Here is a 13,006-nt window from a genome sequence, read left to right as displayed (position 1 = left end):
GAGGGCCTTGTGTGCTACTTCACAGTGGAGTAATTTGTTTGTCCAAACGGCCAACTAATTCATAGCAAAATGGCCCTTCGTTTCCTACCCCCCTGGGCTGCGGCCTGGCCTACCGAAGGAACGACGCTATGCCTTCCCACCCCCTGCGCCCGGCGATACGCCGGCGCCGCTTCCTCGGCCTGGTGGGTGCCTCCACCACCGCCGCGATCACCGCGGGCGCCCTCTCCGGCTGCGGGCCGGGGTCGGGCGACGGCGGCGGTGGCGGATCCGCCTCCGACGCCAGCTCGCTGGACGACCTGATCCCCACCCGCATCCCGTTCGAGGGGGTCACCCCCGACATCAAGGGACAGCACGGCGCCCCGGACGGGTTCACCGCCTACCCCGAGAACTTCATCCGGGCCATGTCCGAACCTCCCGGCAGGGGCGGGCGGTACACGGCGATGACGCCCCTGTGGGGCCCGATCCCGCCCGGCCTGGGCGACAACTCCTTCTTCGACCACGTCAACGGACGCCTCGGCGCCACGGTCGAGTTCAACTTCCAGGACGGCAACACGGTCATCGACAAGATGAACGCGGTGATCGCCGGACGCGACGTCGCCGACATCACGATGATCCCCGACTGGGTCATCAACCTGATCCCGCAGTTCAACCGGGCCGTCGGCGAGCTCTTCGAGGACCTGACCCCCCACCTGGCCGGTGACGCGGCGCGGGCCTACCCCCTGCTCGCCAACCTGGACAGCGACGCCTGGCGGTGGAACGTCTTCAACCAGCGGCTCCACGGCGTGCCCTGGCCCTCCGAGCCCTTCGGCAACTGGGTCCTGTACCGGCGCGACCTCCTGGAGGAGTACGGCATCGAGCCGCCCGCCAGCCCCGACGACCTCTTCGCGATCGGCGAGGAGGTCAACGACCCCGACAACAACCGCTGGGCGTTCGGCGACTTCAACCTCAGCATGCGCCAGGTCTTCGGCGCGCCCAAGCAGTGGCGCTACGAGGGCGGCGAGCTCATCCACATGTTCGAGACCGACGAGTGGAGGGCCAGCATCGAGTACATGCGCAAGGTGTTCGACGCCGGACTGGTCCACCCCGACATCGTCGCCCACGGCGACAACGCCAAGGAGCTACTCAACTCCGGACAGATCGTCTTCAACCAGGACGGTATCGGTGCCTGGCACGAGGCCTACATGCAGATGCTCGGCGAGAACCCCGACTTCCGCCTGGACCTGATGCCGGTCTTCGGCGACGGCGGCAACGACCCCGTCATGCACCGCAGCGACCCCTCCGGCCAGTCCGTGTTCGTGCGCAAGGGCATGGAGCCGGAACAGGTCGAGGAGATCCTCGGCATCCTCGACTTCTGCGCCGCGCCGTTCGGGACGCAGGAGTACATGGACTACCGCTACGGCGAGGAGGGCGTCCACCACGAGCGCGACGACAACGGCGCCCCCCAGCTCACCGACACGGGCAACGCCGAGGTCAACGACGGCTACTACTTCCTGAGCGGGCGCCCCCAGGCGGTCACCGAGAGCCAGTACCCGGACTTCGTGCGGTGGAAGTGCGACTGGTACAACCACGCCGCGCGGTTCACCGAGGAGGACCCGTTCGCGGGCATCCGCATCCAGCGCCCCGAACGCTTCTCCGCGGCCGAGACCCCCATGACCGACAAGGTGGAGGACATCATCCGGGGCCGCGAGGGCCTCGGGGCACTGGACGAGGCCATCGCCAACTGGCGCCGCGACGGCGGCGACGAGGGCCGGGAGTTCTACATGGAGGTCCTCCAGGAGCACGGACGTGACTGAACGGACCGCGACCCCGAGCAAGACGCCGCCCCCGTCCCCCGCGTCCCGTGGGCGCGGTGGCCGGGGGCGGCCCCCGGTCGTCCCCGATCACCGGGGCGGACGCGCCCCGGTGCGCTCCAGGCCCCCGCTCCCGGCCAGGCTGCGCCGTGACTGGCAGCTGCTGCTGATGACGCTCCCGGCGATCGGGCTGCTGGCGGTGTTCCACTACACGCCGACCCTCGGCAACATCATCGCCTTCCAGAACTACAACCCCTGGGACGGCGTGCTGGGGAGCCCGTGGGTGGGACTGACCCAGTTCGAGCGGCTGTTCACCGACCCCCGCTTCTGGAGCGCGGTCGGCAACACCCTGATGATCGCCGCCGTCCAGCTGGTGTTCTTCTTCCCCATCCCCATCGCCCTGGCCATCCTGCTGGACAGCGTCCTCTCCCCGAGGCTGCGGCTGGTGCTCCAGAGCATCGTGTACATGCCGCACTTCTTCTCGTGGGTCCTGGTCGTCACCCTCTTCCAGCAGATCCTGGGCGGCGCCGGACTGTTCTCGCAGATGCTGCGGCAGAACGGGCACGCGCCGCTGGAGATCATGACCGACCCGGACGCGTTCCTGTTCGTGGTCACCTCCCAGATGATCTGGAAGGACGCCGGGTGGGGGACGATCATCTTCCTCGCGGCGCTGGCGGCCGTGAACCAGAACCTCTACGAGTCCGCCGCCGTGGACGGTGCCGGGCGGTGGCGGCGGATGTGGCACATCACCCTGCCGGGCCTGCGGCCGGTGATCATCCTGCTGCTCATCCTCAAGCTCGGTGACATCCTCAACGTCGGGTTCGAGCAGTTCTACCTGCAGCGGGACGCGTTCGGCTCGAACGTGTCGGAGGTCCTGGACACCTTCATCTACCACCAGACCCTGGTGACGGGGAACTTCAGCGCGGGGGCGGTCGCGGGCCTGGTCAAGGGCGTGGTCGGACTGGTCCTCATCCTGCTGGCCAACAAGCTGGCCCACAAGATGGGCGAACACGGAATCTACCGACGAGCATGAGCACACTGTTCAAGGACCGCCCCGTCTGGGCGGAGCGCCCGAGCCTTCCCGCGTACGCGGCGAAGAGCACCACGCTGGCCGCCATCGCGGTCGTCATCGTCTTCCCCCTCTACGTCGTGATCCTGACCAGCCTGTCCCCCGCCTCGGCGGTGAACAGCGCGGGCGGCCTGGTGCTGATCCCGCAGGGGATCTCCTTCCAGGCCTACGCCGACCTGTTCAGCGGAGGCGTGGTGACCCGGGCCGTCCTGGTCAGCCTGGGGGTCACCGCGGTGGGAACGCTGGTCAGCCTGGTGGCGACCATCCTGGCCGCGTACGGGCTGTCCCAGCCGGGATCGCTGTGGCACCGGCCCCTGCTGTTCGCGGTGCTGCTGACCTTCCTGTTCGCCCCGGGGATGATCCCGCTGTACCTGCTGGTCAGCGACCTCGGGATGATCGACAGCTACTGGTCGCTGATCCTGCCGACGGCGGTGAACGCGTTCAACCTGGTGGTGATGCGGGCGTTCTTCATGAACCTGCCCCAGGAGATCGGCGACAGCGCCCGCGTGGACGGGGCGAACGAGTGGACCATCCTGACCCGGCTGGTCCTGCCCATGTCCAAGGGCGTCACCGCGGTCGTCGGCCTGTTCTACGCGGTGGGCTACTGGAACGCCTTCTTCAACGCCATCCTCTACATCAACGACAACGCCAAGTGGCCGCTGCAACTGGTGCTGCGCCAGTACGTGCAGCAGGGCCAGCAGCTCAGTTCGAGTTCGGTGATCGGCAACGCGGTGCAGGGAGGGACCGCGTCGGCGCCCAACCTGGCCATCCAGATGGCCATCGTGGTGGTGGCGCTGGTACCGGTCACGTTCATCTACCCGCTGGTGCAGAAGCACTTCACCAAGGGCGTCATCATCGGCGCCGTGAAGGGCTGACCGCCTGTTCCCACTGCGCGGAGCCGCCCTCCCGGCCTGTGCCCGGGAGGGCGGCTCCGTGCGTGCGGTCCCAGGGCGCCCGGGGGGCGGGACCGGTCGCGGATCCTGTCCGCAGATGTCCCCGCGGTCTCCGACGGTGACCGCCCGGGCCGCGTGCCCGCCCGTTCAGGACGGGTCCGGCCGGGGGTCCGCACCGTTCGAGCGCAGTGCGCGCGCGAGATCGTCGACCAGGTCCGCGGCGTCCGCGATCCGGTCCCGCCGCCGTCCCCCGGCCACGGCTGCCAGCCGCCGCGACCACATCACGCCCAGGCGGCGAATGTTCTCGTCCGCCCGGTCCGTGAGGTGGAGCCGACTCACGCGGGCGTCCTCGGAATCGGCCTCGCGGCGGACCAGACCCTCCTTCTGGAGTACGCGCAGCGCCGCGCTCAGATTGCTGCGCTGGAGGCCGAGGGCCTCGGCGACGGCCGCGGGCCGGGCCCCGGGGTGGCTGTCCAGGTAGCGCAGCACCGTCACCTGCGTGCCAGTGAGCGGGGTGATGCCGGACTCGTCGCCGCGTTTGAGCTCCCGCGCCAGGTCCTGGACGGCGTGGGCGAGGTCGGCCAGCAGCTCGTCGTGATCGTCGTGATCGTCGTCATGTGGTGTCACCCGCCCAGTGTAACTATGATGAAGCGATAATTATCTTTCAATAATCACTAGGACGAGGCAACGACCCACCATGCACGACACCGCACGGAGCCACCCCCGCGAGGCGCCACCCGACATCGGCGGCACCGGCCGGATCGGTACCGGCCTGCTCCTGGTCCTCGGCCTGCTCTCGGCCGTGGCCCCGCTGGCCATGGACCTGTACCTGCCCGCCTTCCCCGCCATGACGGAGGACCTGTCCGCGAGTTCCACCGCGATCCAGGCGACCCTGACCACCTTCCTCGTCGGACTGACCGCCGGGCACCTGGTCTTCGGCCCGCTGTCGGACCGCTTCGGGCGGCGGTGGCCGCTCATCGCGGGCGCGGTGCTGTGCGTGGTGGCGGGCGCGGTGGCGGCCCTCGCCCCGACCGCCGGAGTGCTGGTCGCGGCCCGGCTGGTCCAGGGAGTGGGCGGCGCCGCCGGGATGGTGATCGGCCGTGCGATCGTCTCCGACCTCGCGCGGGGGAAGACCGCCGCACGCGCCTTCAGCCTCATGATGATCGTGCTCGGCGTGGCCCCGGTCGTGGGGCCCGTGCTCGGCGGGCTCCTGCTGGGTCCGCTGGGTTGGCGGGGACTGCTGGGCATCGTGCTCGCCCTCTCCGTGGCGATGCTGGCCGCGGTGCTCCTGGCCGTACCCGAATCCCGTCCGGTGGCGGCGCGGTCCAAGGCACGGGAGCGGTCGGCGGGGCCCGACCGGTCGGCGACGCGGCACTCGGCGCCCTCCGGGCTGGGTTCCCGCACCTTCCTGGCGTACGCGCTCACCTTCGGCTTCGCGTTCGCGGTGATGATGTCCTACATCTCGGCCTCACCGTTCGTGTACCAGGCCATGATGGGGCTGGACGCGGCGATGTACGGCGCGGCGTTCGGGGCCAACGCCCTGGCTCTGTCGGCCGTGAGCGCCCTGTCGGCCCGTCTGGCGGCCACCCGCTCGGTGCGCGGCCTCCTGGGCGCCGGACTGGTGCTGTCCATGGTCGGCTGTGTCGGCACCGGGCTGCTCGTCGCCACCGGAGCACCCGTCGGGTGGCTGGCGCTGTCCATGCTCGTGTCGGTGGCGAGCATCGGCCTGGTCATGGGCAACGCCACGGCGCTGGCCATGGCGGCCGTCCCCCGCGCGGGCGGCAGTGCGTCGGCGCTGATGGGCGCCCTCCAGTTCGGCCTTGCCGCCGCCGTCACCCCGCTGGTGGGTCTGGGCGGAGAGCACACCGCCGCCCCGATGGCCGTGGTCATGCTGGCCGCGGGTGCCCTCGCGATCGGCGCGTTCCTCCTGGCGGCGCGGCCGTCCGGGGGCGCACGCGGACGTGGCTGAGGGCCGGGAACCGCGCGGTTCCCGGCCCTCGCCCCCGTCAGGGCCTCAGTCGCAGGCCTGACCGTTCAGGGTGAGTCCGGTCGGGTCCGCGGGCTCGCCGTCGACGACGCCGTTGAAGCCGATCCGCACCGAGTCGCCGGGGGCGATCCGGGCGTTCCACCCGGAGTCGGTGACCCGCACGGAGGCGCCGTCCTGCGTGTGGGAGCCGTTCCAGAGGCTGGTGACCTCCTCGCCGGCCGTGAACTCCCAGCCGACCTCCCAGCCGTCCAGGTCCTCCGTGCCGGTGTTGGTGACCGTCACCCCGGCCTGGAATCCGCCGGTCCACGTGTTGTCGACGCCGTACTCGACCCCGCAGTCATCCGGTCCGGGCTCCGGGTCCGGGGAGGGCGAGGGGTCGGGGTCCCCGCTCGGGTCCTCCGTCGGGTCCGGTGACGGGTCGGGGTCGGTCCCGCCCACCAGGTCGCCGTGGACGATGCCGCGCCCGTTGGTACCGACGTAGACCCGGCCGTAGACGTTCGGGTCGCCGGTGACGACCGATCCCGTCCAGCCCCACTGGTGCTGGTCGTCGTTGAGCCGCACCCAGCTCTGGCCCGCGTCGTCGGAGCGGAAGATCCCGCGCACGCCGTCGATCCTCGAACTGGTGTAGACCGCCGGGTAGTCGGCGCCCGGCGCGGGCGCGCCGAAGCCGACCGCGTCGCCCTCGTCCACGGACTTGATCCGCTGGAAGGTGGCTCCGGCGTCCGTGGACCGCCACATGCCGTAGTGGTCCCCGGTGCCCCCGGCGACCCACACGTCACCGGTGTGGCCGGGCACCGCGCCGAAACGGATGTTGCCCTCGGCCGGAAGCCCGTCGAAGCGCGCCGCGAAGGTGGCCCCGCCGTCGGTGCTGGTGTAGAACGTGCCACCGGAGACCGCGTAGAACACGTCCGGGTCCACCCGGTCGGCCTCCACCCGCGCGCCGTCGGGGACGCCGGTGGAGGCGGTCCACGAGGAGCCCGTGGTGGTGGAGACGTGGACGCCGGTGCCGTCGGGGCTCCACACGACGGCCGAGCCGTCGGCGCCCACCGCGACCGTTCCGCCGTCGGTCACCCCGGCGGGCTCCTGCCCGGCCCACCAGCTGTCACCGCCGTCGGTGGACAGGCCGATGGCGGCCTCCTCGTCGCTGCCGCCGACCCGTGCGATGGTCGCGGGCGCCAGCTCGGCGAAGTCCAGGCTGGTCCCGTGGCCCCAGTAGGGCTGCTGGTACATCTGGTCGGGGGCGGTGTCCAGGTCCTGGTGGGTGAAGCCGCCGACGTCGAGCAGCGCCGAGTGCAGGGGAGCGCCCTCGGGAGGACTGATCAGGTCGTTGACGGCCGTCTCCTCCAGGCCCCGCACCTTGACCTCGATGTCGAAGGTGGTGTCGGCGTCCCAGTTGGTGAGGTTGTCGCTGCCGTAGACGGTGGCGCCCGTGCCGTACATGAAGCGGTCGGAGTCGAACGGGTCGATCGCCATCGCCTGCGTCATCCAGCCGAGCTTGGGCTGGGTCTCGGGGGGCGTCCCGCCGCCGCCGAAGTCCAGCCAGGGCGCGGCGGAGATGTCCATCTCGTAGCGCTTGTCGCGTTCGGGGTAGGAGCTGTACTCCCACGCCTGGGTCCAGGTCTCACCGCGGTCGGTACTGCGGTAGATCTGGATGTCGGGCCACCAGGAGATCTGGGTGGCGACCATCAGGGTGTCCGGGTCCTGCCGGTCGATGGTCAGGCCGCCGTAGCCGAAGTAGTTGTCCTCGGAGCTGGAGGGGACGGGGCTGACGTTGGTCCACTCCCCCGTCGCCAGGTCCATGCGCCACACGTCTCCGGAGTCGCCGTCGTAGGGCCCCGGGGTGCTGGTGGTGGCCATGTAGAGCTGGCCGCCCTCGTGGTCCACGACCGAGTGCGCGGGCAGGTGGCCGGTGGGCGCGCCGGGGACGGACTCCCAGGTCCGCCCGCCGTCCTGGCTGCGGTGGACCGGGTCCTCCAGGTCGGCGACGCCGACGTAGACGTCCTGCGTGACCGAACCGTCCCCACCGCTGCGGGGATCGAAGTCCACCCAGGTCACGCCGGTGACGTCGGACATCATGCCCGTCTCGTCACTCGGGTCCTGGACGTAGTCGCCGGGGTTGGGGAACGCCTCCACCTCGGCCCAGGTGGCGCCGTGGTCGGTGCTGCGCCACAGGCCGTGGCCGCCGCGCGCGCCGAAGTAGACGACGCTGTTGTCGTTGGGGTCCACGGCCAGGCGCTCGCCGAGGCCGCGGCCGGGCATGTTGCCGCCGAGCTTGAAGGGCAGCTCGGTGACGTCCCAGGTCTCGCCCCGGTCTTCGGAGCGCAGGATGGCCCCGTTCTCGGGGTCCCAGTCGTTGGTGTAGGTGCCCACGGCCGCGTACACGCGGTCGGGGTCGACGGGGTCGGTGGCGATGCTGACGACGCCCGTGTAGCCCCAGTCGTCCCAGCCGACCCAGTCGAGCAGCGGGATCCAGCGTTCTGTGTCGGGGTTCCAGCGGTAGGCGCCGCCGATGTCGGTGCGGGCGTAGGCGAGTCCGGGCTCGGTCTCGCTGAAGACGATGCCGGGGACGAAGCCGCCACCGTTGATCCGGACGTTGTCCCACTCGTAGGCGCTCTGCGCGGTCGACGGCTCCGCGGGTGCCGCACCGGCCGTGGAGGTGAGCGCGACGGTGGAGGCGGCCAGCGCCGTGGCCGCCGCGAGGGCGAGCGCGGACGCTCCCCACCCACGTCTGGGGCGCCGTTGTCGTTCGGGAGGCATGTGCGGGCTCCTTGGGAAATCGGGGGGGTACGTCCGCCCCGGGAAATCCGGGCTCCCGGGGCGGACGCGAATTCCTCATTAGTCTGAGTAGCCGACTAACGGCGCGGCAAGGGGTGTTGTGCGAGAAATTTCGAAGCGCTTCGACTACTGAACGGTAACCAGTCGGAATCGCAGGAACACCGCCCGGTCCGGCACCAGGGACACCCGCCGCCGGGTTCCGTCGGGCAGACCGACCAGCGTCCGGCGGGGCTCCACCGACCTCAGCCGCGCCGACGCCCGGCCGCCGGACCACTCCAGGTGCTCCACGACGACCCCGCCGCGCGCCCGCAGCCCCTCCACACGGCCGGAGGGCCACTCCCGGGGCAGGGCGGGCAGCAGGTCCAGGCGTCCCTCGCCGGATCCGGCCAGCATCGCCGCCACGACCGCCGGGAATCCGCCGCCGATGTCCACGTTGAACAGGCTGCCCCGGTTGTGGGTGGGTACCAGGGTGGGCCGCCAGTAGCGGGTGGCCAGCAGCGCCAGGATCTCGTGCGCCTCGGCGGCCAGGCCGAGGTTGGCCGCCGCCAGGCCCAGCTGGACCAGGCCGAAGGCCATCTCGTCGGACTCCTGGCCGCGCCACCAGTCCAGGCGGGCGCGTACGGCGGCGACCGCCGCCGCGCGCGGCCGGGGCGAGGCGAACGCGGGGTCGGCCTCGTACCAGAGCGGATAGAGGTGGGAGGCGTGCCGGTGGCCGTGCCGCTCGGTCTGCCCGACCGGTCCGGCCGGGCCCGCCCATTCGGCGAGTTCGCCGTTCTCGGCGATCCGGTAGCCGGGCAGCCGCGCCCCCAGCCGGGTCCAGCGGCGGGCGCCGGGCTCGCCCAGGACGTGGTGCGCCCGCACCAGGTTGCGGACCAGGTCGCGCACGGCGGCCACGTCCATGGTGGCGTTGACGGCGGCCTGCCCGTCGCCGTCGCCCGGGGTGTTCTCGGGTGAGTAGGAGGGGGAGAAGCCCTCGTCGGTGAGGAAGTCCTCATGGAACTCGGCGGCGGCGGTGAGGAAGGGCAGTGCGCGCTCGCGCAGGAACGCGCGGTCGCGGGTGTAGGAGTAGTGGTCCCAGTACAGGCGGGACATCCACGCCGCACCGGCGGTCCAGCAGGTCAGGCACCACTCGGGGCCGAAGTGGTTGTGCCGTCCGGAGGTGGAGGCGTGCGGGGGCAGCAGGGCGCCCCGGCAGCCGTAGAGCCTCCGTGCGTTCTCGGCGAGGTCTCCGGCCATGCCGTCGAGCAGGTCGAACAGGCCGCCCATCAGCTCGGGCGTGCCGGTGGCGTGCAGCGCCGCGACGGCGGAGGGCAGGTTGCCGTCGAAGGTGTACCCCGACCGCCACGGGGGGTCGTACGTGCCGCTCCACACCCCCTGGAGGGTGGGCGGCAGGTCGCCGCAGCTGGAGACGATCGCGTACCGTCCGGCGTCGACCAGCCGGGCGACCAGGCCGGGGGTGGATCCGGCCGCCAGGAGGTCCTCGCCCAGGACGCCGTGGGCGGATCCGGGGCCTCCGTCCAGTTCCAGCCGGAACCGGGACATGAGTTCGCCGTGTACCGCCCGGTGGCGGCCGAGCATTCCGTCGAAGGCGGCCACGGAACCGCTTCCGTCGGAGGGCGTTTCCTGCGCGGGGCCGTCCACCGCCCTCGGGGCGCCCACCCGTACGCGGGCCACGATCCGGAGCCTGCTGACCCCCCGGAGCTCCAGTCCGGCGCCGTCGGCTCGCACCCGCCCTCCCTCCGCGGTGACGGCGCAGGTCACCGTGTACCCGGGCAGGGTGCCGGGCGGACGGTCGGGGAAACCGACCCGCAGGATGAGCAGGCCGGGGCCGGCCCCGGAGTCCACCGCGAGCGGGACCGGCGGGCGCTCCTCCAGGAGGGTGAGCCGCAACCGCCCGTCCAGGCCGGTCGGTGAGGCGATCTCGGCGACCACCGCGTCGTCGGCACGGGAGGCGAAGACCCGGTGCGCGGTCCCGTCCGGCAGGTCCTCGGTGACCAGTCCCGAGTCCAGGTCGCAGGTGCGCGTGACCGGCCCCCCTCGGGGGTCGAGCGGTGCGAAGGAGAGCACGGCGGCCCCCACCAGGGGATCGATCCACCGGGTGTCGGCGTAGCCCGGGTGCTCCTCGGCGGCCGCCTCCACGATCCGCTCGGCCGCGGCCCGGGAGCGGCCCCGGCGCAGGAGCCCTCTCAGCTCGGGCAGGAGGTGCGCGGTCCCGGGTGCGGGCAGCGACTCGGCGACGGGAAGGAAGAGTCTCTCGTGGCTGAGGGTGACTCGGAGCCTGTCGGCCGTCCCGTGCACGAGCGCCCCCTGGCGCCCGTTGCCGGTGACCAGCGCGTCCTCCCAGTCCCCGACGGGGTGACGGGTGCGGACCTGTCGTGCTTCGGGCATGTGCGCTCCTCGCATGGGGGGTGTTGCCGAAAGGGTTTTCGCCCTACTTTGTTGGCGCACACATCAAACTAGAAGGAGTCTCCATGCCCTCTCCGCTCTGGTTCGGCGGCGACTACAACCCGGAGCAGTGGCCGGAGGATGTCCAGGCGGAGGACGTGGAGCTGATGCGCCGCGCCGGGGTCAACCTCGTGACGGTCGGCGTCTTCTCCTGGTCCCTCCTCGAACCGGGGGAGGGCGAGTACCGGTTCGACTGGCTGGACCGTGTGATGGACCGGCTGGGTGAGAACGGGATCGGGGTCGCGCTGGCCACCCCGACCGCCTCTCCTCCGCCGTGGTTCGGCCTCGCCCACCCCGACGCGATGCCGGTGACCGCCGACGGCACCCGGCTCACCCACGGCAGCCGCGACACCTACGACGTGTGCGCTCCGGCCTACCGGAAGGCCTCCGTCCGGATCGCCCGGGCCCTGGCCGAGCGGTACGCCTCCCACCCGGCGCTGCGGATGTGGCACGTGCACAACGAGTACGGGACGTGGTCCCACTCCGAGCACACCGCCCGTGCCTTCCGCGACTGGCTGCGCGGGCGCCACGGCGACCTGGACCGGCTCAACACGGCGTGGACGACGGCGTTCTGGAGCCAGTACTACTCGGAGTGGGAGCAGGTCCAGCCGCCGCGCGCCACCCAGTACCTGCCCAATCCGGCGCACGTGTTGGACTTTCGCCGGTTCCTGTCCGACGCGATGCTCGACCACTTCCTGTCCCAGCGCGACGTGTTGCGCGCCGTGCGCCCGGACGTTCCGGTCACGACCAACCTGGCGTTCGGCGACTGGGTCCCGGTGGACCCGTGGCGGTGGGCCGAGCACGTGGACCTGGTCGCCGTGGACGACTACCCGGACCGCACGGGCGCGGACGGGGCCGAGCAGACCGCCTTCTCGGCCGACCTGGCGCGCTCGTGGGCGGAGCGGGTGCCCGGCCCGGGGCGGCCGTGGGTGCTGATGGAGCAGGCGGCCGGGGTGACCTACACCGGCGAGGCCACCCGGCCCAAGGCCCCGGGCGAGACCGTGCGGCACAGCCTGGCGCACGTGGCCCGGGGCTCACGGGGGGCGATGTTCTTCCAGTGGCGGGCCTCGCGGGGCGGGGCCGAGCAGTGGCACTCGGGGATGGTGCCGCACGCCGGGCCGGACTCGCGGGTGTTCCGCGAGGTGTGCGAACTGGGGCGCCTGCTGCCCCGGGTGTCGGAGGTGCGCGACGCCGACGTGGTCGCCGACGCGGCCCTCACCTGGGACCCGGAGTGCTGGTGGGCGCTGGGCAGCCCGTCGCTGCCCTCGCGGGGCGTGGACTACCTGGAGGCGACGCGCCAGGCGCACCGGGTCCTGTGGCGGTCGGGGCGCACGGTGGACATGGTGCGCCCCGACCGGGACCTGCCCCGGGTGCCGCTGCTGGTGGTGCCCGCGCTGTACCTGCTGTCGGACGGGGCGGCCGAGCGGCTGGCCCGCTACACCGAGGACGGCGGGACCCTGGTGGTGACCTTCCTGAGCGGGGTCGCCGACCCGGACGGGACCGTGCGCACCGGTGGTTACCCGGGTGCGCTGAGGGACCTGCTGGGGGTGCGGGTGGAGGAGGTGTACCCGCTGCCGCACGGTGAGTCGGTGGGCATGGACCTGGGGTCGGTGCGGGAGGAGGTGACGCTGTGGAGCGAGCACGTCCACCTGGCGGGGGCCGAGGCGGTGGCGCACTACGCGGGCGGGCCGCTGGACGGACTCCCGGCGGCGACCCGGCGGCGCCACGGCGCGGGCGAGGCCTGGTACCTGTCGGCGCGGCTGACGGACCGGGGACTGGCCCGGCTGCTGGCGGAGGCGGCGGGGACGGGTCCTTTCCCCGAGCCGGGGCTGGACGTGGTGCGGCGCGTGGACCGGGACGGGGCGTGGGTGTTCGTCACCAACCACGACAACCGGCCGCGGCGGATCGACCCGACGCGGTTCGGGCTGGACTCGGGGGCGCGTGACCTGGTGTCGGGTGCCTCCGCGGAGGGGATGGCCCTGCCCGGAGGCGGGGTCGCGGTCCTGCGCGGCCACCCCGTTGACAATTAGTTGGGGAACTAGACAAA

8 protein-coding genes are annotated in these 13,006 nt (G+C 72.1%); 5 read left to right on the top strand and 3 right to left on the bottom strand.

Annotated features, from left to right (window positions below):
- The first annotated feature begins 128 nt into the window (after positions 1 to 128).
- Genes FYX01_RS11650 through FYX01_RS11640 form a run of 3 tightly spaced genes read left to right on the top strand, consistent with a single transcriptional unit; the run spans position 129 to position 3,734 of the window.
- A complete protein-coding gene (locus FYX01_RS11650; protein ID WP_150240476.1) occupies positions 129 to 1,793 on the top strand; it encodes an extracellular solute-binding protein in 1,665 nt (554 codons plus the stop codon).
- On the top strand, positions 1,786 to 2,823 hold the full coding sequence (locus FYX01_RS11645) for an ABC transporter permease (protein ID WP_150240474.1): 1,038 nt from the start codon (positions 1,786 to 1,788) through the stop codon (positions 2,821 to 2,823). The genes FYX01_RS11650 and FYX01_RS11645 overlap by 8 nt, the downstream gene beginning before the upstream one ends.
- Complete coding sequence (locus FYX01_RS11640) at positions 2,820 to 3,734, top strand: carbohydrate ABC transporter permease (RefSeq protein WP_150240472.1); 915 nt, start codon at positions 2,820 to 2,822, stop codon at positions 3,732 to 3,734. The genes FYX01_RS11645 and FYX01_RS11640 overlap by 4 nt, the downstream gene beginning before the upstream one ends.
- A gap of 165 nt (positions 3,735 to 3,899) precedes the next feature.
- Here FYX01_RS11640 and FYX01_RS11635 read toward each other — a convergent pair whose 3' ends face one another.
- Entirely contained in the window at positions 3,900 to 4,379 is a 480-nt protein-coding gene (locus FYX01_RS11635; protein ID WP_150240469.1) for a MarR family winged helix-turn-helix transcriptional regulator, read from the bottom strand.
- Between the two features lie 70 nt (positions 4,380 to 4,449).
- Between FYX01_RS11635 and FYX01_RS11630 the strand changes: the two genes are divergently transcribed.
- A complete protein-coding gene (locus FYX01_RS11630) occupies positions 4,450 to 5,721 on the top strand; it encodes a Bcr/CflA family efflux MFS transporter (RefSeq protein ID WP_150240467.1) in 1,272 nt (423 codons plus the stop codon).
- Between the two features lie 45 nt (positions 5,722 to 5,766).
- Here the strand turns inward: FYX01_RS11630 and FYX01_RS11625 are convergent, their stop codons facing one another.
- Together FYX01_RS11625 and FYX01_RS11620 are read right to left on the bottom strand one after the other, a co-directional pair.
- Entirely contained in the window at positions 5,767 to 8,496 is a 2,730-nt protein-coding gene (locus FYX01_RS11625) for a cellulose binding domain-containing protein (RefSeq protein WP_150240465.1), read from the bottom strand.
- A gap of 144 nt (positions 8,497 to 8,640) precedes the next feature.
- The gene (locus tag FYX01_RS11620; RefSeq protein ID WP_150240463.1) at positions 8,641 to 10,902 is read right to left on the bottom strand and encodes a glycosyl hydrolase family 95 catalytic domain-containing protein; all 2,262 of its coding nucleotides are present in this window, start codon (positions 10,900 to 10,902) and stop codon (positions 8,641 to 8,643) included.
- A gap of 83 nt (positions 10,903 to 10,985) precedes the next feature.
- Between FYX01_RS11620 and FYX01_RS11615 the strand changes: the two genes are divergently transcribed.
- The gene (locus tag FYX01_RS11615) at positions 10,986 to 12,989 is read left to right on the top strand and encodes a beta-galactosidase (protein ID WP_150240460.1); all 2,004 of its coding nucleotides are present in this window, start codon (positions 10,986 to 10,988) and stop codon (positions 12,987 to 12,989) included.
- Positions 12,990 to 13,006 lie beyond the last annotated feature (17 nt).

The organism is Nocardiopsis quinghaiensis (assembly GCF_008638365.1).
In the GTDB taxonomy this organism is placed as follows: domain Bacteria; phylum Actinomycetota; class Actinomycetes; order Streptosporangiales; family Streptosporangiaceae; genus Nocardiopsis; species Nocardiopsis quinghaiensis.
This window is presented reverse-complemented; position numbering and strand designations above follow the sequence as displayed.

Excerpts from the sequence above, each read along its gene's own strand:
- FYX01_RS11615 (WP_150240460.1), top strand. The coding sequence starts at position 10,986 with ATGCCCTCTCCGCTCTGGTTCGGCGGCGACTACAACCCGGAGCAGTGG.
- FYX01_RS11620 (WP_150240463.1), bottom strand. The coding sequence starts at position 10,902 with ATGCCCGAAGCACGACAGGTCCGCACCCGTCACCCCGTCGGGGACTGG.
- FYX01_RS11650 (WP_150240476.1), top strand. The coding sequence starts at position 129 with ATGCCTTCCCACCCCCTGCGCCCGGCGATACGCCGGCGCCGCTTCCTC.
- FYX01_RS11630 (WP_150240467.1), top strand. The coding sequence starts at position 4,450 with ATGCACGACACCGCACGGAGCCACCCCCGCGAGGCGCCACCCGACATC.
- FYX01_RS11640 (WP_150240472.1), top strand. The coding sequence starts at position 2,820 with ATGAGCACACTGTTCAAGGACCGCCCCGTCTGGGCGGAGCGCCCGAGC.
- FYX01_RS11625 (WP_150240465.1), bottom strand. The coding sequence starts at position 8,496 with ATGCCTCCCGAACGACAACGGCGCCCCAGACGTGGGTGGGGAGCGTCC.